The sequence below is a fragment of the Truepera sp. genome (genome assembly GCA_032027045.1).
GTDB lineage: Bacteria > Deinococcota > Deinococci > Deinococcales > Trueperaceae > JAAYYF01.
Genome location: JAVSMU010000001.1, coordinates 1885518 through 1911978 on the forward strand (window position 1 = coordinate 1885518; position 26461 = coordinate 1911978).

General features: G+C 64.5%; 23 protein-coding genes. 10 read left to right on the forward strand and 13 right to left on the reverse strand.

The window, feature by feature from the left end; genetic code table 11:
• Positions 1–461: 461 nt before the first annotated feature.
• The 4 genes from ROY82_08650 to ROY82_08665 are packed head-to-tail and all read right to left on the reverse strand — an operon-like array spanning position 462 to position 4781.
• Positions 462–1679, reverse strand: coding sequence for an ATP-binding protein (locus ROY82_08650; protein ID MDT3682524.1), 1218 nt, complete (start codon positions 1677–1679; stop codon positions 462–464).
• A gap of 47 nt (positions 1680–1726) precedes the next feature.
• Positions 1727–2518 (reverse strand): hypothetical protein, encoded by a 792-nt coding sequence (locus ROY82_08655; protein MDT3682525.1) that lies wholly within the window; start codon positions 2516–2518, stop codon positions 1727–1729.
• Positions 2515–3963, reverse strand: coding sequence for a hypothetical protein (locus tag ROY82_08660; GenBank protein ID MDT3682526.1), 1449 nt, complete (start codon positions 3961–3963; stop codon positions 2515–2517). Before ROY82_08660 ends, ROY82_08655 begins: the two co-directional genes overlap by 4 nt.
• A complete protein-coding gene (locus tag ROY82_08665) occupies positions 3960–4781 on the reverse strand; it encodes a hypothetical protein (GenBank protein ID MDT3682527.1) in 822 nt (273 codons plus the stop codon). Before ROY82_08665 ends, ROY82_08660 begins: the two co-directional genes overlap by 4 nt.
• A 529-nt stretch (positions 4782–5310) precedes the next feature.
• Here ROY82_08665 and ROY82_08670 point away from each other — a divergent pair.
• Entirely contained in the window at positions 5311–8556 is a 3246-nt protein-coding gene (locus ROY82_08670) for a DEAD/DEAH box helicase family protein (protein MDT3682528.1), read from the forward strand.
• Complete coding sequence (locus ROY82_08675) at positions 8553–10202, forward strand: type ISP restriction/modification enzyme (protein ID MDT3682529.1); 1650 nt, start codon at positions 8553–8555, stop codon at positions 10200–10202. The genes ROY82_08670 and ROY82_08675 overlap by 4 nt, the downstream gene beginning before the upstream one ends.
• Before the next feature lie 32 nt (positions 10203–10234).
• Here ROY82_08675 and ROY82_08680 read toward each other — a convergent pair whose 3' ends face one another.
• A complete protein-coding gene (locus ROY82_08680; protein MDT3682530.1) occupies positions 10235–11326 on the reverse strand; it encodes an endonuclease NucS in 1092 nt (363 codons plus the stop codon).
• Between the two features lie 807 nt (positions 11327–12133).
• Between ROY82_08680 and ROY82_08685 the strand changes: the two genes are divergently transcribed.
• From ROY82_08685 to ROY82_08695, 3 genes are all read left to right on the forward strand, one after another.
• Positions 12134–13783 carry an IS1182 family transposase gene (locus tag ROY82_08685; GenBank protein MDT3682531.1) on the forward strand — a complete coding sequence of 550 codons (1650 nt, stop codon included), beginning with the start codon at positions 12134–12136 and terminating at the stop codon, positions 13781–13783.
• 82 nt (positions 13784–13865) lie between these two features.
• The gene (locus ROY82_08690) at positions 13866–14567 is read left to right on the forward strand and encodes an alpha/beta hydrolase (GenBank protein ID MDT3682532.1); all 702 of its coding nucleotides are present in this window, start codon (positions 13866–13868) and stop codon (positions 14565–14567) included.
• A gap of 491 nt (positions 14568–15058) precedes the next feature.
• The gene (locus ROY82_08695; protein ID MDT3682533.1) at positions 15059–15721 is read left to right on the forward strand and encodes a hypothetical protein; all 663 of its coding nucleotides are present in this window, start codon (positions 15059–15061) and stop codon (positions 15719–15721) included.
• A 66-nt stretch (positions 15722–15787) separates the two neighbouring features.
• Here ROY82_08695 and ROY82_08700 read toward each other — a convergent pair whose 3' ends face one another.
• The 3 genes from ROY82_08700 to ROY82_08710 all read right to left on the reverse strand — a co-directional run bounded on the left by ROY82_08700 (position 15788) and on the right by ROY82_08710 (position 17764).
• A complete protein-coding gene (locus tag ROY82_08700; protein ID MDT3682534.1) occupies positions 15788–16522 on the reverse strand; it encodes a hypothetical protein in 735 nt (244 codons plus the stop codon).
• Positions 16519–16857, reverse strand: coding sequence for a helix-turn-helix transcriptional regulator (locus ROY82_08705; GenBank protein ID MDT3682535.1), 339 nt, complete (start codon positions 16855–16857; stop codon positions 16519–16521). Before ROY82_08705 ends, ROY82_08700 begins: the two co-directional genes overlap by 4 nt.
• Before the next feature lie 307 nt (positions 16858–17164).
• On the reverse strand, positions 17165–17764 hold the full coding sequence (locus tag ROY82_08710; protein ID MDT3682536.1) for a hypothetical protein: 600 nt from the start codon (positions 17762–17764) through the stop codon (positions 17165–17167).
• A 190-nt stretch (positions 17765–17954) separates the two neighbouring features.
• On the opposite strand from ROY82_08710, the gene ROY82_08715 reads away from it, so the two are divergent.
• The 5 genes from ROY82_08715 to ROY82_08735 all read left to right on the forward strand — a co-directional run bounded on the left by ROY82_08715 (position 17955) and on the right by ROY82_08735 (position 21218).
• Positions 17955–18368, forward strand: coding sequence for a hypothetical protein (locus ROY82_08715; protein MDT3682537.1), 414 nt, complete (start codon positions 17955–17957; stop codon positions 18366–18368).
• 240 nt (positions 18369–18608) lie between these two features.
• Entirely contained in the window at positions 18609–19061 is a 453-nt protein-coding gene (locus ROY82_08720) for a hypothetical protein (GenBank protein MDT3682538.1), read from the forward strand.
• Entirely contained in the window at positions 19058–19924 is an 867-nt protein-coding gene (locus tag ROY82_08725; GenBank protein ID MDT3682539.1) for a hypothetical protein, read from the forward strand. The genes ROY82_08720 and ROY82_08725 overlap by 4 nt, the downstream gene beginning before the upstream one ends.
• Positions 19925–20049: 125 nt before the next feature.
• Complete coding sequence (locus tag ROY82_08730; protein ID MDT3682540.1) at positions 20050–20757, forward strand: HigA family addiction module antitoxin; 708 nt, start codon at positions 20050–20052, stop codon at positions 20755–20757.
• Between the two features lie 284 nt (positions 20758–21041).
• On the forward strand, positions 21042–21218 hold the full coding sequence (locus ROY82_08735) for a hypothetical protein (GenBank protein MDT3682541.1): 177 nt from the start codon (positions 21042–21044) through the stop codon (positions 21216–21218).
• Here ROY82_08735 and ROY82_08740 read toward each other — a convergent pair.
• The 5 genes from ROY82_08740 to ROY82_08760 form a co-directional block, all read right to left on the reverse strand.
• Positions 21215–21466: a hypothetical protein gene (locus ROY82_08740; protein MDT3682542.1), complete on the reverse strand. Its 252-nt coding sequence runs from the start codon at positions 21464–21466 to the stop codon at positions 21215–21217. The genes ROY82_08735 and ROY82_08740 overlap by 4 nt on opposite strands.
• Positions 21467–21526: 60 nt before the next feature.
• Positions 21527–21760: a type II toxin-antitoxin system prevent-host-death family antitoxin gene (locus tag ROY82_08745; protein ID MDT3682543.1), complete on the reverse strand. Its 234-nt coding sequence runs from the start codon at positions 21758–21760 to the stop codon at positions 21527–21529.
• A gap of 92 nt (positions 21761–21852) precedes the next feature.
• On the reverse strand, positions 21853–22062 hold the full coding sequence (locus tag ROY82_08750) for a hypothetical protein (protein ID MDT3682544.1): 210 nt from the start codon (positions 22060–22062) through the stop codon (positions 21853–21855).
• A 664-nt stretch (positions 22063–22726) separates the two neighbouring features.
• Positions 22727–25270, reverse strand: a complete 2544-nt coding sequence (locus ROY82_08755; protein ID MDT3682545.1) for a TniQ family protein — start codon at positions 25268–25270, stop codon at positions 22727–22729.
• A complete protein-coding gene (locus ROY82_08760) occupies positions 25267–26436 on the reverse strand; it encodes an ATP-binding protein (protein MDT3682546.1) in 1170 nt (389 codons plus the stop codon). Before ROY82_08760 ends, ROY82_08755 begins: the two co-directional genes overlap by 4 nt.
• Positions 26437–26461 lie beyond the last annotated feature (25 nt).

A 26461-nucleotide genomic window follows, 5' to 3' on the forward strand; every position in this document is an offset into this window, starting at 1 on the left:
TTCGGAAAGCAGCCTTCCGTGCCTCAAGCACATGAACACGGAGCCCACTTTCCATTCCAGCCGGAAGTAGGCTGGATCTTCACTTAAGCAGTCAGGGCAAATGAGGGTACTACTCACTCGCACCTGCTCCCGCAATCCGAGCTTTCGCGGTTCTTCCGAGCGAAGAAGTCGGAAGCTGTGCATGGCGAGACTACTCAAGAACGATGCGCCAATGGCGGCCTTTTGATTAGGGCAGTGGTTCTCCGTCGGCCTCAACATGTAGGTCCTCCGGACATCAACTGCTTGCGGGTTCTCAGAGACCTCCGCCAGCGCCAAGGTCTTTATCGCCATGCTTTGTCCAATGCTATTCGCGGCGGAAGCTCGCCAGGCAAGTGACTGGAACGCTTCCCCCTCCTCCAGGAGGGGGAAGCCCGGCAACTCGAACAGCCTGTCGCCGATGAAGTGCTCCGGTGAGCCGCCCATCAGCGCACATCTCCAGCGCTTCTTCCACCGCGCCCTGGCTTCTTACGCGGAGTCTTGCCTGTCCTGCTGGGCTTGTACTTCTGCTCAGCGGCGTAGCTGATCTGCACCTCTTCGAACACTCCCATGCTCAGGCGCTCGCCTCTGCCGATGGCGAGTAGCGCGGCGCCATGCATGAGGGCGACGACGTGTTGCAGTACGCCTCCGGTACGTCTGAAAACGTACTCCACCATTTGTGGCGTCAGCCACTCGGCCTTGGGGTCGTCCAGCAATACCGTCTTCCAGGCCATCAGTTGGAGCACCCGGCGCAAATCGTCACTCTTAACAGGGTCCGGCAGCTTACCGATTTCCTGCCGGGTGAAGCGCCGTGAGAGCTGTTCCTGGGCGCCGACCTTACGACCGTCCAAGAACTGCAGCGTCCTATCCTGCCTAACGCCTGCCATCAGGAACACCGCATTGGTGCGGTTGATCAGGTCCTTGAGGTAGTTGATGGTCTCGGTCCCGTTCCCGGTGTCGCGGATGAAGTGCACCTCGTCGATCACCACCAGGACGGTCCCGCAATTGGCCATCAAGTTGGAGAGTTTGTCAGCGAGGTCGGCGCCGCGCACCGTCCCCATCAGCGGCTCCACCGGCACGCCTATGGAGTCGTAAGCCTTCAGCGCCAGCTCTAGGAAGATCTTGGGGCCGACACTGCCGTGCAGCGACACGACCAGGACCGGGACGAACTGCCCTTCGATAGTCTGCCCGTCGACGGTGCGGCGCCGCAAGCGCAGTCGAACTGGGGGCTCGCCGCGCCACGCGTCGCCATACGCCTCACCGAGCTCCTTCAGCAGCACCCGGTTGGCGATCTCGGTGATGGTGGTCGACTTACCGACCCCCGCCTCGCCCTCGACCATCACACCACCCTGCGTGGTGGTTCCTGAGAACCGTGCGCGGTCCAGGGCCGTGGCTACCAGACCGTTGACCGCTTCCAGGTGGGGTACGCCGGCCACCGCGGGCGCCAAGGCGAGACGGTGACGGCGCGCGTCGAACTCAGCGCGCTTCGTGGGCGTGAGCTTGTCGTAATCGCGGCGCGTCACGGCACGCGCCTCCTCGACATCGGCCTTGAGGGCGCGAATCGCCTCCTCACGCTGCAGCGCGTAGTCCCACAGGGCACGAACGCTCGACAGCGGATTCTGCGGCACATCCACCTCGTGCATCAGCGGCTTGTTCTTCGCCATGCTTCACCTCCAAAAGGGAGAGCGCCGGGGGGCCGGCGCTCTGAGAGTCAGTGGAACTGGGGGACGTCCTCCGGACCCCAGAGGGAATCCTCAGAGCCCTGAGGCACGGAGTCCTCGTCCTCAAAGTCGTCGAGGTAGTCGTAGTCGAAGTCGTCGGCGTCGTGGCGCGACTCCTCGAGGCTGGCGAGCGCGCGTGCGGTGGCAGCCCGTGCCTTCCTCTCGTGCCAGCGGACGGAACGGCGGGCCGAATCGATGATCAATGCCAGCATCTCGGCAGCGGGAGCGCCCCCTGGCGTAGCGCCCCTGTGCTCGAGGTAGCCACTGAGCCACTCAAGGTAGCGCGCCATGTTCTCACCGATGAGCTTAGAGACCTGATGCGGAGGGTCCCCACCATCGGCGACGTCGTCGCACTCGCTCCACTCGATATCGCCACCGGCGTCCTTGTTGCTGCCTTTGTGGGTGCGAAGGAAGGTGCGCATGCGCTCCGGCAGCGGGAAGGCCGTCTTGGGCGGCAGGTCCACCCACGGCACCGTCACCCACTCGGCGGGCTCGTTGGTGCCGGCCTTGACGTTCACGTAGATGAAGCGAACGTCGTTCCGGTCGATGCGGACCGGCCACTTGCGGGTGCCGGTAGCTGGGCAGATGCGGTTCCGGATCACGTCGACCTGCGGAGCGTCGTAGCGCATGTTGAACAGGAAGAAGCCGGCGTTGGTGGCGGTGCGCTGCTCGGCGTCCATGAACAGGAACCGAACGTCGGAGTCGACCGGGATGATGCGCAGCCCGTGCTGTTGGATGCTCGCGTGATAACACTCGTAGGGCGTCAGGTTGATTACGCTCACGCCTTCACCTCCGATACGACCAGGCCCGAGTGCGGCGTGTGGTGGTACACGCGCGTCACCCAGGCCTTCAGGACCGTCTCCAGTTCGGCCAGTGTCAAGAGCTCATGGGGTTCGAACTGTAGGCCGCTGCCGCGGTCACGCACGTCGATGCCCGTGTAGCCCGGGAGCGTCTGTAGGACGCTCTCGAGGGTCCGGAAGAAGCGCTCGACGTGCGGCTTGTCCGTCGGGGTGTAGGGGCGCGCGAACTCGATGCCGAACCCCAAGTTGGCCGCCAGGCCCACCAGCCAGCGGTTGTCGAACTCCCGGCCGCGGTCGATGCAGATCACCCGCGGCACTATCATCAGGCCAGCCTCGCTGGCCCCCTCTGGCGCCTCGGGCACGAACTTCGCCAGGTGACTGGCGTCCACTCCGAGCTGGTTGTAGGCAGCGTCGGCCGAGAACGGCCGCGCGCTCGGCTTCGGGGTGAACATCTCCAGCAGCAACGAAGCCACCTCCGGCTGACCGATGCTCGGAGCCACCACAGGTCCAAAGGCAGCCCGTGTGACGCCGTCCAGGCCCCAGACGCTGTGGGCTCGGAACATCCGGGTGCCGTCGGTGACCATCACGTTCAGGACCGTGGCGTCGATCTCCACACGCTCGCCGGGCATGGTGGCGTGCGCCTTGCGGAAGGTGCCCGCCGGACGGTTCGCCCGCGACTGCTGGTACTTGCGGTGCGTGTTGTCAGCCCCCATCCACTTCAGGGTCCGCTTGACCACCTCGAAGCTGACGCTCTTAGACGGGATCCTGGTGCCCTTGAAGCGTTCGTTCGTCGCGATCAGCTCCGCGACTTTTGCGAGGATCATCGTCGCCTGGATGCGCGGGCCCGGTTTCGACAACTGACGGGCCAGGACGACCTCGACCGCCTCGTCGAACCTCGGATCCCGCTCCACCGGGCGCCCACCCGAACCTTTGCGGACCAGCCCTGCTACACCCCGCTCCCGGTAAGCGCGGATGAGCTTCTCCAGCGTTTCGCGCTTGTAGGAGAACTCGCTGTTCGCGAGCTCTTCGACCTTGGCGTCAAGACGCTCGTTGAAACCCTCGGACGGTTCCGGCGCAAGGTTGCTGCCTGGCGCCGTCGGTGACTCCCCCGGTAGCTCAGGAGTACCGAAGATCACCTGCCGGATGTGGGGCTCGAGGCGGAGCGCGCGATCCTGCTCCGCCCGGGGTGCGTCCTTGTACACCATGACCGCCGCCTCGTGCGTCAGCTCGTCGTAACCCTTGCCATCGGGCGTCAGGAAGCGGGGGCGGCGAGCCATGAAGGCGTTGAGCTCAACGGACTCCTCCAATCCCAAGCCGTCGCGCTCGTAATGCAACTCGCCGCCCTTAATGCCGGTGACCTTGCACACGACACCGTCGATCTCGAAGAGCTGCCCCTGGTTTAGGGTCGGTGAGAGGTTGTCTTTCATGCGCTCACCGTCCGCAACGTGAGGAGGGCGCCAGGGTGGATCCCGTCCCGCAACGAGAAGGTCAGCTCCCGCCGCCACATCATCGCCATCAGCGAGGCATGCGCCACGGGATCGTCCTCAGCGCACGCCTCCAGGAGTTCAGCAAAGGGCCACACCCGCCTCTCGCGGAACGCCCGCTGCACCCGTTGACGCAGGTCACGTTGGACCGGGACCCGGGCGTAGCAGCTCAGGTACTCGATGGTCTCCCCGAACTCCTCCACGCTCTCGCCCGACACAACGAACGTCCAGCCCACCTCCTTCGCGAACCGGCTCAGCCGCTCGCAGGAGCGCATGAAAGCCTCATCACGCTTCTCCACCGGCCGGACGTTCTCCAGCACCAGCTCGCCATCCACCGTCTCGTACAGCAGATCGGGCACCTCACCCGAACCGCTATCACCCAGGCGGTGGACGCGCATCGGCTGGGTGGCGATGTCCGTGACCTCCTGGCGGAACACCAGCTCCAGGATCCGCACGGCCTCGAAACGGCTCTCGCAGACGCGCGCCTCACCCGGCAGGTGATGCAGCGGCATCAACGTCACCCGCCCGCGCTGGTGCGCCCACCCCCGATGCACGTTCCGCACAGGGAGCAACGACGAGACATCCACCCCCTGCGACAGCTCCGACGGCGTTAGCCGCACAAGCTCATCTTCGTCAGCCCGCTCTCTCGGCCGCACGAAGATCTCGAACTCCTCCTCGAATGGGGGCAAGCCGACCCCGGCGAAGGGGCGCCCGCCTCCTCCCCACAGCGAGGACGGCTCACGACAGACAACTTCAGCCACTGGTTCCCTCCATCTGGACGAACCGGTACCGATCCGCTAGAGTGGAAGCACTAGCAGCCTCCGTAGTTCACTCTGCGGATGGATCCAAGGCCCCGGACGCGCCAACGTTCGGGGTCTTTCTCATGCCCTCACACGAGGGCCCACACGGAAAACGCTAGATCAAGAACAACACCTCCTCAGAGAAGAATTGACAATCACCATACACAACCACGCTCCGAATATCAATGGTACTATCACATTTCTCACACGCCTTGCGGTGGCAACTTGCATTATCACTTTCGTATCTTACGCCTGTTTCTCATATTTTGACGCGATTCTGTGAGCTATCATCGAGAGCATCAATGCATACCTTCGTTCCCCACGATAGTGCTCGCACACGGCTGTCACGGTACTAGGTGCAAAGGCTCTATCCCAAGGAGATGCGATCCGCGAACCCTATCGTCAATCAGCGCGCTAATAGCAAACAGAGAATCCGCAGAGTGCCGCGACCCAGTAAGCGAACGGTCAGGACGCTGTTCGGAGCACTGATATGCTGAAGCCAACTACTGACATCGGGGGGCAACACGTGCTTTCTGCTAATACCTCACCAACACATGCCGACCAGACACCGAGCGGCGGCATCCACGGCCTGCTAAACCAACTCGCGGGAGCCGCCCTGGATGGCCGCGACAAAGGCGACAAACTCGAGCGCCTAATGAAGTCCTACCTCCAGACGGACCCCATGTACGCCGCCAAATACAGCAACGTGTGGCTCTGGAAGGACTGGCCCGGCCGCGGTAACCAACCCGACACCGGCATCGACCTAGTGGCCGAAGAGCGCGACACCGGCGACCTAGTGGCCATCCAATGCAAGTTCTACCAGCCCGGTCATTACCTGATGAAGAGCGACATCGACTCGTTCTTCACGGCCAGCGGCAAGCATCCGTTCAAGAGCCGCATCATCATCAGCACCACCGACAAGTGGAGCAAGCACGCCGAGCAAGCCCTCGACGAGCAGCAGATCCCCGTCACGCGCCTGCGCGTCCAGGATCTAGCCAACAGCCCTGTCGACTGGAGCCAGTTCACCCTCGAGAAACCTGAAGACATCAACCTCAAGGCCAAGAAGAGCCTGCGCCCCCACCAGGTAATCGCTCACGAGAAGGTGACCACTGGCCTGGCTGAGGCCGAGCGCGGCAAGCTCATCATGGCTTGCGGCACCGGCAAGACCTTCACCAGCCTCAAGATCGCCGAGAGCATGGCCGGCGCCGGCAAGCGCGTGCTGTTCCTAGTGCCTTCCTTGTCGCTCCTCTCGCAGACGCTGCGCGAGTGGACGGGCGACGCCGAAGTGCCGCTCAGGTGCTTCGCCGTGTGCAGCGACAGCAAGATCGGCCGCGGTCGCGAGGACGAGGACCTGCGCGTGCATGACCTCGCCTTCCCCAGCACCACCGACCCCCAGAAGCTCCACGAGCAGGCCAGCACGCTCGCGCCCGAACGCATGACGGTGGTGTTCAGCACCTACCAGAGCATCCAGGTGGTTAGTGACGCGCAGGCGCTCGGCATGCCCGAGTTCGACCTGATCATCAGCGACGAAGCGCACCGCACCACCGGCGCCACCCTGCAAGGCGAGGAACGCTCCCACTTCACCAAGGTGCACGACAACGACATCGTGCGCGGCAGGAAGCGCCTCTACATGACCGCCACCCCCCGCCTCTATAGCGACGATCAGGTGACCAGGGCCGCCGAGAAGGAGGCGCTGCTGTGGAGCATGGACGACCCCGAGCACTACGGCGAGGAGCTGCACCGCCTCAACTTCGGGGAGGCCGTCGCTCAGGGGCTCCTGAGCGACTACAAGGTCATGATCCTGGCAGTCGACGAGAAGCACGTCACCAAGACCTTCCAGGCTCAGCTGGCGGACGCCAACAACGAACTCAGCCTCGACGACGCCGTCAAGATCGTGGGCTGCTGGAACGGCCTCGCCAAGCGCACCCCCGACAGCGTGGAGGACGACGGCCTCGCCGGCGACACCGCCGCCATGAAGCGCGCCGTGGCTTTCGCCGGCAACATCAAGACCTCCAAGCGCATCGCCGGCATGTTCACCGACATCGTTGAGGAGTACCTCGAGCACGCCGGCGACGACGACGACCTGCTCTACTGCGAGGCGGCGCACGTCGACGGCACCTTCAACGTGCTCGAGCGCAACAACCGCCTCGACTGGCTCAAGGCACCCACGCCCGACAACACCTGCCGCATCCTCACCAACGCCCGCTGCCTCAGCGAGGGCGTCGACGTCCCCAGCCTGGACGCGGTGATGTTCCTGCAGCCGCGCGACAGCGAGATCGACATCGTGCAGGCCGTGGGCCGCGTCATGCGCAAGGCGCCCGGCAAGAAGTACGGCTACGTCATCCTGCCCATCGGCATCCCCGCCGGCATGAGCGCTAGTGAGGCGCTGGCCGACAACCAGAAGTACAAGGTCGTGTGGCAGGTGCTCCAGGCGCTGCGCGCGCACGACGAGCGCTTCGACAGCACCGTCAACAAGATCGAGCTCAACAAGAAGAAGCCCAAGCAGATCGATGTCATCGGCGTCGGTGGCGGCAGCGAGGAACGTGAGGGCGACACCTCCGTGCAGGACGGCTTCGCCTTCGAGCTCGACAACATCGGCGAGTGGCGCGACGCCATCTACGCCAAGATCGTCGAGAAGGTCGGGAACCGCCGCTACTGGGAGAGCTGGGCCAAGGACGTTGCGCAGATAGCCCAGCGCCACATCGACCGCATCCAGACCCTGCTCGAGCACGAGGAGTCGGAGCACGCTAAGGCGTTCGAGGACTTCCTGGCCGGCCTGCGCCGCAACCTCAACCCCGCCGTCAGCCGCGACGAGGCCGTCGAGATGCTCTCGCAGCACCTCATCACTAGACCCGTGTTCGAGGCGTTGTTCGAGGACTACAGCTTCTCGCAGCACAACCCCGTCAGCGCCGCCATGCAGAGAATGGTCGACCTGTTGGAAGAACAGGCACTGGAGAAGGAGACCGAGTCCCTCGAGGGCTTCTACGAGAGCGTGCGCGAGAACGCCAAGGGCATAGACAACGCCGAAGGCAAGCAGCGCATCATCGTCGAGCTCTACGACAAGTTCTTCCGTACCGCTTTCCCCCGCATGGCCGACCGCCTCGGTATCGTCTACACCCCCATCGAGGTCGTCGACTTCATCATCCACAGCGCCGAGCACGCGCTCCGCGAGGAGTTCGGCGCCAGCATCAGCGACGAAGGCGTACACGTCCTCGACCCCTTCACCGGCACCGGCACCTTCATGGTCAGGCTCCTCCAGAGTGGCCTCATCAAGCCCGAGGACCTCGCCCACAAGTACCGCCACGAGTTGCACGCCAACGAGATCGTGCTGCTCGCCTACTACATCGCTGCCATCAACATCGAGGAGACCTACCACAGCCTAGCTGGCGGCGAGTACCAGCCCTTCGAGGGCATCGTCCTGACCGACACTTTCCAGATGACGGAAGACCCAGCCAACGGCCAGGCGGGCGCGATCTTCCCGGTTCTGCCCGAGAATAGTGAGCGCGCTGAGAAACAGAAGGCACACGACATTCGGGTGGTCATCGCCAACCCTCCCTACAGCGCCGGTCAAGACAGCGCTAACGATGACAACCAGAACCTGAAGTACCCGAGGCTCGACGAAGCCATCGCCAACACGTACGCGGCCCACTCCACCGCCGGCTACAAGAACAGCCTTTACGACTCGACATCCGCGCCTTCCGCTGGGCTAGCGACCGGATCAAGGACAAAGGCGTGATCTGCTTCGTCACCAACGGCTCCTTCATCGACGGCAACGCTGCCGACGGAATGCGTAAGACGTTAGTAGACGAGTTCAGCAGCATCTATGTGTTCAACCTGCGTGGCAATCAGCGGACATCCGGTGAAACGTCACGTCGCGAAGGCGGCAAAATCTTCGACTCGGGAAGCCGAGCAACCATCGCCATTACCCTCCTCGTGAAGAACCCTGCGAAGCAAACGCCGGGGAACCTTCACTACTACGACATCGGGGATTACCTGAGCCGTGACCAGAAGCTCGCCGCCATCGAGGAGTTCGGAAGCGTGGCTGGTATCCCCTGGCGCCAGGTGACGCCCAACGCTAGGCACGACTGGATCAACCAGCGGGGCGAGGACTTCCAGGCCTTCCAGGTGCTCGGCGACAAGAGAGGGAAGGATGAGAGCCCGATCTTCGCTACCTACTCCCTAGGCTTGTCAACGAATCGGGACGCCTGGGTCTACAACTTCTCTCAAGACGAGCTCGCACGCAACGTGGACCGGATGATCGACTTCTACAACACGCAGGTGGACCTCTACGAAGACGCCATCCACGCAGGCGCTGAGCCATCAGAGGCGCTCGAGGTCGTCAGCAACGACGCTGCAAGAATCAGTTGGTCCGTGAATCTCAAGAAGGATCTCATGGCGGGCAGAAGGCTCTCGTTCAAGAGGTCCCGGGTATTCCGAGGCTCTTACAGGCCATTCACGAAGCAGCATGTCTACTTCGATAAGGACTTGAACGAGCGTCCCGGGCTGACACCTCGGCTGTTCCCGACACCTGATGCCGAGAACCGCCTAATCAGCGTCACGGGAGTGAGCGCCAGCAAGCCGTTCTCAGCCTTGATGACGGACTCCCTACCAAACCTTGATCGCCTAGAGAAAGGTCAGAACTTCCCGCTCTACTACTACGATGAGGCAGACGGCGATCAATCAGGCCTCTTCTCTGAAAAGCCAGGGGTTGCTGGTCGCTACGTCCGGCGCAGCGCGATCACGGACGACACACTGGTGTCCTACCGCGATAGATACGGCGACTCGAGCATCACGAAGGAAGACATCTTCTATTACGTGTATGGAGTTCTCCATAGCCCTGAGTACCGTGAGCGTTTCGATGCGGAACTTAGAAAGGAACTCCCGCGCATCCCGTTCACAGAGGACTTCTGGGCTTTCTCGCGCGCGGGCCGCGAGCTCGGTGAGATCCACGTCAACTACGAGAGCCAGACAAAGCACCCCGTAACAGTTACGAACACGCACTCCTCACCGGACAGCGCTGAAGCCCTGCGGGTCGATAAGATGCGCTTCCCACGCAAGGACAAGCAGCCGGACAAGAGCGCGATCATCTACAACAAGCACGTCACCATCAGCGACATCCCGCTCGAGGCGTACGAGTACGAGGTGAACGGCAAGAGCGCCGTCGAGTGGATCATGGACCGCTACCAGGTCAAGGTCGACAAGAAGAGCGGCATTAAGAACGACCCGAACGAGTGGAGCGATAATCCCAGCTACATCTTGGACCTGCTCCAGCGCATCATCCACGTGAGCCTGGAGACGGTACGGATTGTCAACGCGCTTCCGCCGCTAGACGAAAAGAACCTGGATTATGACAGTGACCCAGCATCCGCGATCGAGGCCTAGTCGGTTCTCCCGGGCGTCAGGCGTCAGGCCTTCTAAAGTCCTGTTTCGGGTTGCCTGGGCTTATTGACATGCGTCCCTGGCTCCTTTGTCTCGTCGCGTTGCAAGCCGAAGCGGACCTTCAGGCGTTCAACCGTGTGGGGCCACTTGCTCGTGCGGGGGCGCGCCACGGTGTTCTGGTTACCGAAGAAGCCCTTCTCACGTACGGCATGACCAAGCGGAACAGTATGAAGCCACTGGACACGGACATAGTGCTCTAGCTCGTCCTCCGACTCGCTGGGGTCCGGCGCCGTTGAAACCACTTCGGTGACGGGCCGCGACACGCCTTCGGCGTCTGGCAGCGTGAACTCAGTGATGGACGTAGCCGTCTCGGTGACCTTCCCAACGCCGACGTAGCCGCGGCCGGGGACGTTCACCCATATGCGGTCACCGGGCGCGAGCTGCCGCAAGGTGTTGGTGTACCAGGCGCCACCGCCGGCGGAGATGAAGCCGTGCCTCATCGCGTCCTGCCAACTGCGACGCGGGCCCTCACCGAAGGACACGTAGTACTCACCGTTCCAAGGTCCCTCACCGCGGGTCTCACGTGCGACCTGACTGGTTTCGCTCGGGTCAAGGAGCCAGGCTCGACTAAGGTACTCAGCATCTCCGTCGCGGAAGAAGCGGAAGAACACAGCGTTGATCGCGACCCCGTGTTCCTCGTTGAGGTAGGTGACGATGCGCTCGCTGGCCGCGTCGAGCTCGCCTGCCACGAGGACCAGCCGGTGGCTCTCGTTGAGTTCCTCCGGCAGGTCGGGAACGTTGAAGCGCGCCTTGAAGGCGTCGTCGAGCGAGAGCTCCTCGCGCCCAGGGCTGTAGCGGCGCTGGTGGTCGGCGAAGATGCGTGCAATGTCGTCGTCTTCTAGAGTGCGCACCCAGGAGCCGTAGTCGAGGAGTTGGGCGATGACCTCGCGCGGTGTCTTGGCGCGCTTGAGCTCTATCACCACCAGATTCCCGTCGGCATCGAGCGCGAGAAGGTCAATCAGGGTGCCGAACGCAGTGCTGACCTGCCGGCCGATAAGCAACAAGTTTGGGTCGACGACGTCGAGGTCTCTCGTGATGATGTCCTCCAGCCGCCGCTCGTCTGGCATGGGAGTGAAGTGAATCTTTCGTTGGTCGCCGTCGACCCGCCAGAAGCCAACTTCTACCGACACATTGTCCCCCTCTCGACATATCTACTCGCAAGTAGTCCAAACGCGTGATTACAGCCAGGGTACAGGTTTGCGTCTCACGGGCCGGTTTGCGGTTTGGACACGCGGGGCGCCAAACTAGCACCGCAGCAATTCCAATCCTTGCTCTTGGCAACCTACGAGCAACTAAATGCCACCTCGGCCAGACCGATACCAGTGAAGAGCCTGAGGCTCAACTATGTCCTACGCCTTTTGAGGCGCCAAATCGCGGCGGATTACATCTGTAGATTGAGCGACTTCAACCCCGGCATTACCTTGGGGCCTCGGATACAGCAGGCGCCTAGAGCTTCACGTTTCCGAGTCTTCCAAACCCGCGTCAACGAGCGGTACGCGACGCTCCCGAGCTGGGCCGTCACCTTCCCCAGTGTGGTGCGCCGTGCCGCTTCACGCTCCCCGCGCAGCACAGAACCGGCCTCCGCCACGCTCTCGAGAAGATCCTCGAACAACTCCTCCTCCATGGTATTCCTCCGCTTTTTCAGAGTATCGCTTCAGCGCCAGAAGAGTAACGGACCGGCCTGAGCGCTCTCGGACTCTGGCCGAGTTCAGAAAGACAAACTTAGCGGGTTTACGAGACATAGATTATGGGACGGCTTTTGCAACACTCCGACGCCCCGGAAAACCCGTGGCAGCGCACCCCCGCGCGAGTGTCTCGAATACGACCGGATACTGTTGGCGAAGTCGGCTCATGAGCTGGCAGCATACTGGGGCATGTTGAGACTCAGTGATGCCCAGGCTGTTCCGCCCGAAACTGCCCGCGTCGCGCGCGCCGCCTTCCCTAAGGGCAACCCCTACTTGACGCTGCGAGACGAGCTCGGCGGCGTCTTCCGGGACGAGGACTTCGCGGACCTCTACCCGCGGTTGGGCCAGCCCGCCTTGCCGCCGTGGCGCTTGGCGTTGGTGACGTTGGTGCAGTACCGCGAGAACCTCTCCGACCGGCAGGCGGCGGAGGCGGTGAGGGCGCGCATCGACGTTAAGTACCTGCTGGGTTTGCCGTTGGCGGACGCCGGCTTCGACTTCTCGGTGCTGTGCGAGTTCCGCGCCCGCCTGCGTGAAGGGGGCAGCGAGGCGACGCTCCTCGATCGCTTGCTGGAGCGTTGCCGTGAGCTGGGCCTGGTGCGGGCCGGCGAGCGAGCCCGCACCGACGCCACGCGCGTGCTGGCCGCCGTGCGCGTCATGAACCGCCTGGAGCTGGTGGCGGAGACGCTGCGCGCCGCCCTCAACGAGCTGGCGCGCGCCGCACCCGCCTGGCTCACCGCGGTGGCGCCGGCCGCCTGGTACGAGCGCTACGCCCGCCGCATCGAGGACAGCCGCCTGCCGGCCAGCCAAGCGGCGCGCGCGGCGTACGCCACTAGCGTCGGGGAGGACGGCTTCCACCTGCTCGACCTGCTCGAGACTGCGCCGCCGGGGCTGGCCGACCTACCAGCGGTGGCGGTCCTTAAGCGCGTATGGGAGCGGCACTTCAGCCGTGATAACGACCACGGCGAGGGCGGTCGGGTGCACCTCAGACCCGAGCGGGAGCTGGCCAAGGCTGCCGAGGCGACCGAGTCGCCTTACGATCCCGACGCGCGCTACCGCAGCCGCTTCAAAGTGGAGTGGACCGGTTACCTGGCGCACCTGACCGAGACGTGCGAGGAGAACGAGCCGCACCTGATCACGCACGTGGACACCACCGCCGCCACCGTGCACGAGGTCAGGCGCGTGGAAGCCGTCCACGACGCGCTGGCTGCCAAGGACTTGCTGCCCGGCGAGCACCTGGCGGACGCGGCCTACATCGACGCGAAACTACTGGTTAAGGTGCGCGAGGAGCACGGCGTGAGCATGATCGGCCCGCCGCGCCGTGATGCGAGTTGGCAGGCGCGCACCGCCGGGGGCTTCACCAACGAGGCGTTCGCCATCGACTGGGACAAGAAGCGAGCGTGCTGCCCGCAAGGGCACGAGAGCAACTCCTGGCGGGAGTACGAGGACGACGCGCGCGGCGCGTACGTGGTGGCGCGCTTCGCAACTGCCACCTGCAGAGCGTGCCCGTTGCGATCGCATTGCACCCGCTCAGGTAAGCAAGGGCGCAGCCTCCATCTACATCCCCGCGACGCGCACGAGGCCATCGGCGCCATGCGCGAACGCCTCGCCAGCAACGCCGGGCGGGAACTCTACGCGCTGCGGGCAGGCGTGGAGGGCACCATTAGTCAGGGCGTACGCGCCCTGGGCCTGCGGCGCGCTAGGTACCGCGGCCTTGCAAGAGTGCATCTGCAGCACGTCGCCACGGCAGCAGCCATGAACATCGACCGGGTTACCAACTTCCTGGCGGGCCGCCCGGTGGAGCGCACCCGAAGATCACGCTTCGCGGCGCTCAGAGCATGACGGTCCGACTTCGTTAACCTACCCGTGCCGTTCTTGAATACACCGCTAGTTGTGTTCCTGGGTTTGGTATGGTCATTTCACCGTGATTACCGAAGGCCATGTCGAGCGCGAATCAGTACGCCTTCATTACTTGATGCAACGTGGCGATGAGGTCCTTACGCCATTGGTGTATGTCCCTGGTTCGTTGGGCGGCGCTGACGACTTCCGGGCCGAGATGAGCCGGCTCGCACCTAGGACCACGGTGGCAATCAGCCCTCGCGGTGTAGGCGCCTCGAGCGCTCCGGAGTCTGGCTACGCTCTGCAGGATCGAGTTAGAGACTTGGAGGCGGTGTTAGACCAACTCCAACTGGCGCCTGCGTGTGTGATGGCCTTCTCGGCGGGCGTGCCCATCGCCCTTTCGTACGCGTTGCAGCGACCTAATCGAGTAACGGCCCTGATTCTTCTGGACTACCCTGCGGTTAGTAGGCAACTCACCGATAGATGGGCTGAGCAGGCCAAGCCGTTCGCGGCGAGTCGTGGCATTCCAGAGCACGTGATTCGTGCGATGATCTCAGAGTCGACAACCGTTGAGCTCTGGGAAGACATCGAGCGCATCACTTGCCCGATACTTCTCATCGTTGGTGGGCAGAGCCCCTCCGTAACTGCAGAGGACCTGACGCGCTATCGGACTGCGTGGCCTCGACTCCAGCTCGAGGTCTTCGAAGACTCTGGTCACGAGGTCTTTCGACCGGACTACGAGCGCTTCATGCGAGTCATTGAGCGGTTCCTGCGGGAGGTCGGCTGATCCGGCTGGCGAGGCAGATTTCAGGGTTCGGAGCCGCTGGCCCCTCAGGTTGCCCAGTTACGCGCTTGTGTCTTGTCGCATGAACGATGGAACCTGGCTGACGAGGGCCCATCTTGTGTGTAGGCGACGTCAGGAAGGGCCCCTACCCTTCGATGCAATCTGGTGTAGCGATGGGCTACGCTCTTGTGCCATGTTCTCGACTTCGCCAACAGTATCCGACCGTTTATGGAGCGGGGAGCAAAAGCGCGGGGGCCATCCCGGCCGGTCCGAGCTTCATCTCCCTGAGGCTGTTCACTGTCGGGAGCCATGGGGTCCAGGCACATGCCCGATGTCCCAGGAAGGCTGAAGCCGCAATATACCTAGCACCACAAGGCGTGCTAGGTTGGAGTCAGCCCACGAACGAAGATCCCTGGCCGCCCCGAGACCTTTGGCGTGCTGGGGCATGCCCCGCCAGCGGTCAGGGCCGACTTCGTGCGCGCAAGGAGGCAGTCTTGAAGGCTTTTGGAATCGCCGCTCTCATACTCCTCGCTGCTGGGGCGCACGCCCAGGGCGTGGCGGAAGTCCCCGTCGACGGGGTACATCTCGCGGGCTGGCTCGCACGTGGCGCTGCCATCGAGGTCGCGATCCCCCCTGACGCGACCGTGCTCGCGCTTGACTTCGGGGACGGGACCACGCCCATGGGCTGGTCGACCTTCCTGCGCGAACCCTTCGGTAACGACGTGAACCTGCTGCGGGTCGTGGTCGTGCCGCCCGAGGAGCCCGGCGGCAGCGGCGTGTGCGGCGCCAACACGGGCCTAGCCATGGTCTTCGCCAGCCAGGTGACCGGCATGGGTGACGAACCGCTCGCTCACACGCCGTTCTGCGTGCCCTACCCCGCAACCCCCGACCTGACGGACGGCATCTACCAGGTGATCCGGGAGCAGCCGGTAGCGCTGGGGGCCTGGACGCCCGTCTACCTCCACGCCTGGCTGCTCGACGTCGGAGCGGGCGAGCTGGCGCTGCCCGTCGATCAGGCGTTCGCGGTCCAGGTGGCGTTCCTGACCGGCAACAGCACCACCTTCCCGGACGGGCCGCCGCCCAGCCTCAGCGAGATCCTCGACCTGAGCTCCGTACAAGACCTCGTCGCCCCTTACCGGCTCGTCGGCACTCCCTAGGAGGAGGCCTCGGCCGGCGGGCCGCCCGGGCCCACCGCGGACCGGCGGGTTCCCTCGAGGCGCTACTCAGGCCTCGGTGTCGCTGGCGCGCTCAAGGCGCCGCCGCAACCAGACGACCAGCACCAAGGCCAACGCCGGGAGGGCGTAGCTGACTATCGGAAAGAGCGAGTACCACAGCTCCGACTGTAGCGGCGCGATCTGGCCGGGACTATACAGCAACCCGCGAGCCCGAGAAAGGAGCTCCGAGCCCACGAAGGTGACGCCGACCTGCCATCCGATGACCCCAAGAGCGGCGAGCGGGAGCACGGGCCGCGCGTTGGCCGCGAGGAAGCCCACCGCCGCCTCGATGCTGGCGGGCGAGGCGCCGAATCGCCGCACGACCAAGGCGGCCCCCAGGAGCGTGAGCACCAGACCGAGCGGGGAGGCGTAGAGCACCAGCGCGGCCGCCACCCCGCTCAACGGCGCCACCCCCGCCAGCACGACCGCCAGCAGATGCAGCGCCGTCCGCATCAGCGGCACCACCAGCCAGTAAGCGAGGAGGCCCAACAGCGCCCACTGCGCCCGCAGCTCCCAACCCAGGTTCGGCCGCACGAGGCCGAACTCGCGTGTCAACGCCTCGGGCGTGCCCAAGCGGTGCGCCGCCAGCCAGAACGCCTCCTCGGGCCGCACGCGTTCCCGCAACCCACTCTCGACGTGCTCCAAGTGATCCTCGAGCTCGTCGACCTCGCTGACGGTGAGCCCGCCCCGGCTCAGGATGGCGAGGCGCCACTGGCGCACGGCGGCCTCGCGCTCGAAGCTCACGCGGGCCCCCAGGCGCTACGGAGGGCGGCGTTGACCGCCTCCCACGACGCGCGCTCGGCCGCCAGCGCCGCCTCGCCCCGCTCGGTGATGGCGTAGTACTTGCGGCGTCGCCCCGACTCCGCCACGCGCCACGCCGCCTCGATCAACCCCTCGCGCTCCAGGCGGTGCAGCACCGGGTAGAGCATGCCCTCCTGCCAGGTGAGTGCCCCGCCCGAGAGGCGCTCCACCTCCCGCAACAGGGCGTAGCCGTAGTTCTCGCCGCGCGCCAGCACGGCCAGCACCAGCGGCCGCGAGGAAGCAGCAACCAGCTCCTTGGAGGGCGTTGCGTTCGCCATTGACCGGAACATACGTAGACGCGCTAGGCATGGTCAAGGGATGGAGCACGGAGACGGGCCGGCGCGAAGCCAAAACACGGACCGCCTGGACGCAACATGCCATCTTGCGGACGCGCCGAAGCACACAGCGTTGGGGAGGCGGTCATAATGCCGGTCAGCCATGCTTACGGACTAGCTAAGCCCACCATAAGACGACCGTTATTGGCACGGATGGAGGTTGGAACGGGAACCCAGTCACGCCCGGTAGGCCCTCGTTGCCTCATCGGTCCGCGCACCCGCCCGGCGAAGGCGCCGGCGGTGCGGTAGCTCACGACAGCTCGATGCTGGCGAACCGCGCCTTGACGTCAACTGGGGCTTCGGCAATCGCTTCCTCCAGCAGCCGCTTGCGCACCAGCCCTTGCTCCAGCGCGTCCTGCACCGCGGCCTCCAGCTGCTCGGCGCTCAGGCTGGACGCGGCGGCGTCGAGCAGGGTGCGCAGGGGCGTGGTGATTCGGTAGCCGTCGCGCTCGGTCACGTCGGACGCTGGCAAGTCCTGGCGGTGCAGCCGGACGCCGGCAGGCGGCTCCTTCCGGAAGCCCTTGGGGACGCTCAGGTGAATGCTGGCGGGCATGACGTCGCTCAGCTCGTAGGCCTGCAGGGCGGTCTCGTGGGACAGGGCGGCCTGGATCTTGCCCCCGCGGTCGCGGCTCCACAGCATGAGCCGCACGTAGGGCTCCTCGGGCGTGCGGGGGAAGCGCTCGAGGCGGTAGACGCCGTGGCCCTCGCGCCGCCAGTTGCCGACCTTCTGGTGGTAGTGCTGCGAGGCGCGGCTGTAGCCGGCCTCCAGCGCCTGGGCGGCGGTGAAGTAGCCCGCTTGCCGTTCTGCGACGGCGTAGAGCTTGCTTCGAGGGTCGGCCCGAGCGATCATCAACGCCAATCTACCCAAATGTCAAAATCTCTTTGATCATTGCGCGGCAGGCTCGCGGTCTAAGATGAGTCGACAGCGACCAAACCCGGCCAGGCTCCACCAGCGACCAGCCGCTCTGCCGGCGAAACGGGTCCCGCAGCTCTAGGACGCACGGCAAGGGCGCGAACACGGAAGCAGATCGGGGGCAGACGTGCTGATATTCATCAACTACATCGCGATCGCTGTCATCGGCGGCACCTACTACCTGCTCGCCGAACGCTTCGCGTCCGAGACACCTTTCGCTGTTGGCTTGATCGTGGCCCTCCTGGCCGGCCTGCTGATGGTGGTGGTGAACCACCTGGCGCTGAAGCGCCAGTTCGGCGCGCGCGAAGACAGCATGACGTTCCATGACTGGAACCACCGGGTCCTAGTGTTCGTCGTGACGGTGTCCGTCATGCTCAGCCTCGGCCAACTCGTGCTCACTAGGCAACTGCCCGAGCCGCGACCGGGACCCCACCTCTTCATGCTGGCCCTGTTCCTGCTGATGATCGGCCTGACGGCCTACACGCGAGGCCCACGATCTCGCCCTGAACAGAACGAGCCATCACGCGATACGACGATCTAGGGGAACCGGGACCGCCCTGAGGGTCTTGAGTAGGCGTAACAGCAACCACCGTTTACCGGACACCCTATTCCGCTAGCGAGACTCCCCACGCCGGCGGAACACATCGCCAGGCCGAGTTTTCCTAGGCCCCGAATTTATTCGGCGTTAGGGCAGTCCAGCAGCTCTTCTACCGACAAACGGTGACAAGTGGTTTAGCTTGTAGCGCCTGAGTGGCAGGTAGGTACGATCTACAATTGGTGCATGTCGAATCCAGAGAAGCTTGTTCCGCTGCCGACGGACTCGGACGGCTATATTCGCTTCCAGTGCCCGAGTTGTACAGCCAACTTCAAACTATCCAGTAACGAGCTGTACGCCCTCGAGGAGAAAGTCTTCTTCTGTGTTGCTTGCGGCCACCGTGGCACTCCCGTGAACTTCATGACTCCCGACACGACGCAGTATCTGAACGAGGCCCTCAGGAATATGGCGCGCGAGGCCATTGAGCGAAGCGTCAAGAGCTTGCGCCCGGCCAGCGGCACGGGTTTCACGCTCAAGCCGAACAGGAACTTCAAGCTGCAGCGCGAGCCCGAGTTAGAGCCGATCGCTGATGAGGAGCTAGACCTGCACGAGTTCGCATGCTGCGGTAGAAGCGCCAAGGTCAACACCCTCGACGAGTCTCTAGGTCTCTATTGCCCCTATTGCGGAGAGCAAGCGTGAACCTGGAGCAACTTACGAAGGAGCGCGCCGCGCTGTCAAAGCAGGTCAGGCAACTGCGGATGCTGGCAGCAAACGTTACAAGCAACACCGACGTAGACCACGCCAGCAACGAGATAAAGGCCTTCCTCAATGCGCTGAACGCATGCGAACCCGCAGTGTCATGGCTGGCTGAGCTGCTTGAGGACCACCCAGAGGCCGACCCTCAGATTGTGGATGGCCGCCCGCAGCGACGGGCTCCCACCGAAAGCCTGGACGCGGCAACGGCCTACCACTACCGCCTCATAACTGCGGCAGTAGGAGGGAGCGATTCACTCATCAAGATTATGTACTTTGCTAACAACTGGAGTCCGAATCTCCGGGAACTGGTAAGCGACTTCAACAGGTTGCATTTCTCACGCTTCTGGCGTGCCCTAGGCGACGTGCTGAGCGACCATCTCAATGCGCTGCAGGGCAGGATCGAAGCAGCTACCCCCCGCCAACCCGTCGCGGTTCAGCAGCATGTCCACGGCTCGTTCCACGGGATAATGGCGGGTGGTGACGTCAATTACTCCACCGTAACGATCAACAATACCTTCGACCTTGCTGACGAACTGGCTGCACTGAAGCAGGGCTTGAGTGACCTGCCCGAGGCAGATGCGGCAGCGACCGGTGCTGCTATCGATGCCTTGGTTGAGGTCGCCAACGGCAAGCAAGAGGCATCGAACCTTGAGGTTGCGCAGCATCTGGATACCGTTATCAATGCGGGCTCCGGTTTCTCTGAAGGCCTGCGCCAGATAATGCTTGGCGCCGCAGGAAGCCTCGCTGCACATGGCATCGTGCAGGCTTACTACTTCCTGGTCCGGGCCGGAGGTCTTGGCATGTAAGGGGTACCATCGTCGTGTAGCCCCGATTGCCTCCCCTCCCGGACAAGCGCCGGTGCATGAGCCTCGGGTAAGCCACTGGCGCGGCCCGCATCACACGGGCCGCGCCCCCTTTACTATGGGGGATCATGAACCCAAAAGAGGGACCGCCCGAGAAGCTCACCCTTCACCAGGCCGCGGACGCGCTCAACGCCTCCACTACTCACGTGAAGGGACTCCTCGAGCAAGGGCTCATCGCCAACCACGGCGAGGGCGCCCGCCTGCGCGTCGACCGCGACTCCCTGCTCGCCTACAAGGCGCGCGACGACCAAGAGCGCCAGGCGGTCCTCGACGAACTCACGCGCGAAGCCCAGGAGCAGGGTCATGGCTACTTGCGGGACGGTGCCGGCCAGCCCGGCCAGGAGCCCAACGCCGCCCCTGAAGCCGAGGCCTACGCCACCGAGCGCGTGCAGGAGTTCTTGTCAGAAGACGCCATGACCCCAGAGCTGCGCGCCCGCGCGGACGCGCGCTTGAAGCAGAAAGCCGCAGGCAACGAGCCTCGCCTGGCGCCCGTGCACCCCGGCGAGATCCTAGGCAGCGAGTTCCTCAAGCCACTGGCCCTCAGCCCGAGCGAGCTGGCCCGGCACCTGCGCCTGCGCGCCGAGGACCTGGAGCAGCTGCTCCGCGGCGAGCGCGGCGTCACCGCCGACGACGCCCTGCGCCTGGCGCGCTACTTCAGCACCACCCCCGAGTTCTGGCTGAACCTGCAAGCGCAGCACGACCTCGAGGTCGAGCGCGAACGCTTGCGCCACGAGCTCGAGGCGATCACGCCGCGCTCCGGCCCTGACGATGCCTAAGCGCCCTGGGCGCTTCCTGTTATCCTTCCTAGGAGTCCCGGGGCCTTCCTCTCCTGGCCGGGCCTAGCGCCGGTGATGAATCTCGGGTATGCCTCGCAAGAGGAATGTGGCCCGCGAGCCAAGCGCTCGCGGGCCACGGTCACTTCCGACGATCCGCGCCCGAGTAGCGATCAAGACCCTGAGAGCACCGCACCCGGAACAACAGGTCACGGTGGAAGCCATGACCCGCACCGGCGCGGCCGGACCCATCCCCTATCCTTTGAGGCCGGTCTAGAGTGATGGGGATGCCGCACCAGAAGCAAAGCAAGCAGAAGGCCAGGACCTGGCGTGAAGTGCGCGCCAAGGCCATCAAGGAAGGGCGCCTGAACGAGGAGGCGATCGAGGCGTACAAGCGCCGCCTGCTCGCCGAGGAACGCGCTCACGACGAACGCCAGCAAGGCGACGAAGACGACGACGCCTAGGCGCCCCGCTCCACCAGCGCCAGGAGCCCCGTCAGGTCCGCGACGCTGAAGGTCTTGAGCCTGCCGGCCACGAGCCTTGCGGCCTCCACCTCGCTCGAAGACAGCGCCTCCACCGCCTGGCCGGGGGCCCAGCCGCGCGCCTCCAGCCCGTCCAGGGTCCGGCTCGCCAGGCGCGCCTCCTCGAGGCGCTCCTCGAGATCCTTAAGCCCCAGGTCGGCGAACACGTTGGCGCTGCCTGGGGTGATCACGTTCCCCCCCTCGCTTGCGCCCAGGACCCCTCCCGCGCCCGCACGAGCGGACGCGGCCCCTCAGTAGCGCTCGTCGTCGCGTAGCTTAGCAATGGACTCGCCGGCGCTATCGCGCATGGGCGGCACGCCGGCGCGCAGGGCAGCGCGGTCCAAGAAACGCGCCGCGCCCCCGGGCGGCGCCAGGCGCGCCACCGGCCTGCCGTGACGCGTGATGATGACCGACTCGCCCGCCTCTACTGCCGCCAGCAGCCGCGACCAGTTCCTCCGCGCCTCGGTAACACTCACCTGCCGCACCAGCACCCCCTTCGGAAACAGCCCACCTGTCACGGCCGCGGCCGGGCTGCCGCAACGGAAAACGGCCCGCCGTGGGGGGTCGGCGGGCCGCCCTAGAGTATGAGCGCTTCCAGCTGCCTAACGGCGTGGCACTCCTCCCCGAACTCCGCCGCCACCAGGCGCCTGAACTCCGCGAGGCGCACGCTGCAATAAGCCGGCGCCGGCAGCGGCGGGCGCTCCAGCAGGTCCTCGAGCGCTGCGAGCTCGTCGGGCGGCAACCAGCTCACGACCTGGTGAGCGATTATAAGGTCCTCAAGCGACATGCCCCACACTAGCCGAGCGTCTCCGCCTTGACTCCAATAGCTCGGCTCAAGCCCACAGTGACTAGGCAAGAACCAATTCGGCCCATTCCCAGGGCGAAAAACCCCAACACGGTGTCACGAGGCAGGCACGCAAATAGCGCTCGGTATTCTCGTCATTCGATCTGAGTCTCTGAGCAATCACCCCGCCGGTGTGTTCGCACCGCCAACAGAGTCATCCCGCGACCCGAACCCCATCATCAAGTGCCTACCCCTGAAGGCAACGATTGCACAATCAAACCAGGCCATTCTCAACTATCCATGCTACGGCTGTGTGCTTCCACCTCCGCAGACGTTTCAAGTCTGACAGAAGAGGTTTCCGGACAAGCTGGACAGAAAGCCCGTCATTAATGGACCTAACAACTGTAGACATGACGCTAGAACTTAGAACAGACAAGCGATGAATCACGAAGTTTCAGGCAAGCCCCGAAGATGATCTGAGAGCACAACCCGGAACTTGAAGTGAGGATTTCCTACTCTCGAAGGCACCCGACCAATCAACGCCCGCGAAGGCAAGCGGTTCCAGGGCGAGAGAAACACCAGGTGTTTCTCTGCTTCGCCGTGAAACACAGCGAAGCAGCGATCGGCGTGGCCTTGCGACCGTCGTCATCCAGACATCATCCACGACCTAAGGGTGGAGAAGGGATTCGCCGTACTCCAGGAGCGTGCCTTTCATGATCGGGGCCTGCTCGCGAACGAACTTCTGATGGATGCCGTAGTCCTGGTGAGTGTTTCGCACCAGCGCCTTGAACGCTGGTGAGTCACGTACGTCCTGTTGCATAAGTTCTGCCCAGATCCAGGCGGCCGCGTGTGCGCTACGTACGTTCCTTCGGCCGACATGCACGCCGGCGCACTTGCAGATGTCCCGCCACTCGGCTTCCGGAATGTTCGTGAAGCCGGCAAGGCGAGCACCGCGCTCCCTAAAGTCCACTCTCGCTTCGTTGCGCCCCAATGCCGCAGCAGAGGCTGTGAGGCGCTCCTCGAAGGCGGCCGCATGCTCACCGGCCCGTATCCGTTGTAATGCCGCCGAAACGCCGCCTCTGATGTTTCGTTCGTCGATGCCGATCAGCGCGCCGATCTGAGCCCTCGGCATGCTCAGAACTAGTTCGAGTAGCGCCACGGAGACCGCGGCGCGTCCGGTGGGCGCAGAGACGCCAAGCGCCTGGAAGAACCGTTCGAAGTGCGCGTCGTACTGGTCCCGCCAGAAGAGTTGAGGCACGTGTACTGGCCCGAACCCGTACCCTCCTTCCATGCCGTGGCGCTCCAGGATCTCCGGGCTGGCCCAGTACACGAACCCGTCCAGTTCACCGCCGTCGGCGAGGTACTGCACGTAAAGCGCCATCATGGCCGCGAACTCTGCCGTGGCGGAGTTCGCGAAGCGGAGGTAAGTCTCGCGCGAGGCCCCTTCGTTCCCTGTACGGAAGCGCAACGCAGGAGCGCCGCGCCAATCGCTGCCCGTCAACTGCTCCCACGCCATCGTTGCGGCGAACTCGTCTCGACCGCCCGCTAGACCGGGGTTCATGGTCGCCCGCTTGGCGATGAAGGCCCAGTCCACCGGCGGGACGCACGTGAAGGTGGCGAAGCGCGTCCGGCGCTGGGCATAGTCCACTAGCCGCTCGCTCGTCGACAGCGCTTCAGCCACGGCGTGCAGTTCAGCGAACGCCTCAAGGGCCGCGCCCCGTTCTCGTAACAGGAAGATGGCCTTATCGACACCGCCGCGAACGGCGCTTCTTTCTACTCCGAGCGCTTTGAGCGCTTCCGCGCGCGAACCGCCGACCACTAGCTCCGCGAGAAGGGCTGACAGGGTTAGCCGTACGGTCTCCTCCCTGAGGGCCAGGCCATCGAAGAACTTCCGGAACCGGGAGGCGTACTCGCCGCGCCAGAAGAGCTGGGGGATGTGGCGCGGTTCGAACGCGTAGCTGCCCTTGGAGGCCGTCTGGGCGGGACGGCGTGGATCGAACAGGTACTCGCGCTTCGTGTCGAACGTGAGCGAATACAGTTGCATGAAGAACGGCGGCAATCCCAGCCGGGTGATGAAGCTCGAGGTCCCGCCGCCACGTGCGCTACCCATCTCGAGCAAGGGCGCCATTCTGTGAGCGGCCTCCATGACCGATCCAGCATCGAGGTACGCGGTGGCTGCGCTCAGCAGCCCGCCCATCAAGGCGGGGTCGGCTGGTGCGAAGGCAGTCATCTTCTGCGGCGCGATGCGTCGCTTCTCGCCGGCCTGGGCGGCGACCTCCTTGCTTCGCTGCAGCCTAGCGAGAGTCGCATCCCGCGTGTCGAACCAGCGCTCCAGGCTCTCTTTCACCTCGCGTGGCGCTGTCTCTCCGACCAGGCTCGACACATCCTTGGCCGATGCCGCGTACATGATCAACGCCACCGTTCCGCGCAGCACGCGGAAGAACTCTGGCGCCGCCACCGTGGTACCCGCCAGCGTCGCCGAGCCCGCCTCCAAGACCTCGTCAATCCGAGCCTGCACCCGCGATAGCTCCGACCCGGGTTGTACTGGTACGACGTCGACCGTCCTGAGGTCGTGCCTACACTGGCCCGCTCTTACGCCGCGCTTGCCGCTCGAGGGGCCCGTGTTCGTGCACAATCCAGGCTTGGGAACTTGGCTTCCGAACATGGGCCGCAGTTGACCGTCGCGCCGCCAGGCGGCGAAGCGCAGCTCGCATTGCGGGCACTCTGCCGCCAGGAGGTTCGAGTGCTTCACGCACATGAACGACCACGGCAGCTTCCACGCCACCCGCCACGCGCCGCCGTCCTCCTCCATGCAAGCAGGACAGAGGTGCGAGCCGGAGGCGTACACCCACTCGCTAAGCCCGAGGGCCCCGAGTTGCGTCACCTCGCCCCGGTAGAGCGCGCTGAAGTCGAGGCAGACATCGTGGTACCGCTCCAACAGCAGCGCCCTCGCTTGGGCGGTGGTGAGATGCGTGGCGCGCGCGAAGGCCGCCAGGGCTTCGGGAGCGAGGTACGCCCCGTAGCCGGATGGCACGTCGCTCATCCGCTCGGTGCTCGTGATGCCGACGCGCTGGAGGAGGGTGATGAGTGGAACGTCGAGGTGGTGAGCCAAGCGGTCGATATAACTGGCGAACCATTCCCCCGCCACTGGCCTAAGGGAACGCGGTAACGGCATGGGGTGCCGCGAAGGCGCGGGTGGCAGTGGGTTCATGAGGAATTGAGGAGGCGCGCGACCGCTTCCGGGGAGTCCTTGATGGCCGCGAGGGCCGCCTTCTTCTCGGCGTAGTAGCGTTCGGCGCCCTCCGCGAGCCGGATGTTTTCAAGGCCAGCCCGGGACAGGGTCTCACTGCCGTCCCGGATCGCCGCGTTGGCGGCGGCGCGCACCAGCCGGATCAGGCTGCCGATGCCGCCTTCGGTACGGAGGTAGAGGTAGCGCTCCTGCTGCACCAGCCAGCCGGGCCTGTACTCGATCAGGCACAGGTGCTCTTCGACGCTCGCGAGGAACTCCAGCCACGCCGACTTGCCCGCCAGATGGACGTCGTACGGGAACGGGTCGACCTTGTGCAGAGCGAAGCGGTACTGGGTCTGGGTGAAGCGGCCCTTCCCCCCGGTGCGGCTGTCCATCAGCAGCACCGAGTCCTCGCAGTTGATGCCGGCGTAAACGAACGTCGCGGGGATCAGGTTCGCGAGTTCCTTGATGAGGTCGTTGACGCTGTCGGCGCTCTTGTTGCCGCGGTGCAGGTTGTGGATGTCATCGAGGATGAACAGGCTGGTGCCGCACTGCACGGCGATGTCGTGTAGCCGGCTCTTCAGCTTCGCTTCGGAGTCGCGCTCCGCGAAGGGATTGCCGTAGAACTTGTTCAATGCCTGCAGCAGCTTCTTGGGCGTGGTGCTCGAGGGAACGCTGCTGTAGACCACCGGGATGAACTCGACGTGGGTTCCGTGCAGGCCCTTGCCCTCGTAGGCGCGCTGCGCCAGCCCCTCGTAGATGCGGCCCATGTGCAGCACGATGGTGGTCTTGCCGAGCGTGGCTTGCCCGTCCACGATCGCGCCCTGACGGGCCCCGGGAGCGGTGCGGAGGTTGTCCCACGCGAGGCGGATCACCTGGTCGTGAACCTTCTTCATGGTGCGGGAGGTGAGCGGCCCGAAGGTGTTGTGGTACATCTTCCGCGCCAGGTCGAACGAGGCCTTCTCCGCGTCGCTCATCGCCTGGTACTGCGCCATGGAAGGCAAGAGCGGCTTCTTCGGATCGGGCCTGGCAACGAACTCGCGCCACGCCACGTAGTTCTCGGGGTTCTCCCGCGCGAACGGAACGTCCTCGGCCAACAGGTCGGAGAAGTTGGCAAGCATGTTGTCCACCACGTCGGCTATGGTCATCAACCTCCCAGTGCCGCTCTCAGGC

What these genes read in the sequence shown, in the direction of transcription:
- ROY82_08710 (MDT3682536.1), bottom strand. Translation starts at nt 17,764, where the DNA reads ATGATCGCTCGGGCCGACCCTCGAAGCAAGCTCTACGCCGTCGCAGAA.
- ROY82_08720 (MDT3682538.1), top strand. Translation starts at nt 18,609, where the DNA reads ATGTCGAATCCAGAGAAGCTTGTTCCGCTGCCGACGGACTCGGACGGC.
- ROY82_08735 (MDT3682541.1), top strand. Translation starts at nt 21,042, where the DNA reads ATGCCGCACCAGAAGCAAAGCAAGCAGAAGGCCAGGACCTGGCGTGAA.
- ROY82_08730 (MDT3682540.1), top strand. Translation starts at nt 20,050, where the DNA reads ATGAACCCAAAAGAGGGACCGCCCGAGAAGCTCACCCTTCACCAGGCC.
- ROY82_08705 (MDT3682535.1), bottom strand. Translation starts at nt 16,857, where the DNA reads ATGGCGAACGCAACGCCCTCCAAGGAGCTGGTTGCTGCTTCCTCGCGG.
- ROY82_08660 (MDT3682526.1), bottom strand. Translation starts at nt 3,963, where the DNA reads ATGAAAGACAACCTCTCACCGACCCTAAACCAGGGGCAGCTCTTCGAG.
- ROY82_08685 (MDT3682531.1), top strand. Translation starts at nt 12,134, where the DNA reads ATGTTGAGACTCAGTGATGCCCAGGCTGTTCCGCCCGAAACTGCCCGC.
- ROY82_08670 (MDT3682528.1), top strand. Translation starts at nt 5,311, where the DNA reads ATGCTGAAGCCAACTACTGACATCGGGGGGCAACACGTGCTTTCTGCT.
- ROY82_08760 (MDT3682546.1), bottom strand. Translation starts at nt 26,436, where the DNA reads ATGACCATAGCCGACGTGGTGGACAACATGCTTGCCAACTTCTCCGAC.
- ROY82_08650 (MDT3682524.1), bottom strand. Translation starts at nt 1,679, where the DNA reads ATGGCGAAGAACAAGCCGCTGATGCACGAGGTGGATGTGCCGCAGAAT.
- ROY82_08750 (MDT3682544.1), bottom strand. Translation starts at nt 22,062, where the DNA reads ATGTCGCTTGAGGACCTTATAATCGCTCACCAGGTCGTGAGCTGGTTG.
- ROY82_08755 (MDT3682545.1), bottom strand. Translation starts at nt 25,270, where the DNA reads ATGAACCCACTGCCACCCGCGCCTTCGCGGCACCCCATGCCGTTACCG.
- ROY82_08680 (MDT3682530.1), bottom strand. Translation starts at nt 11,326, where the DNA reads ATGCCAGACGAGCGGCGGCTGGAGGACATCATCACGAGAGACCTCGAC.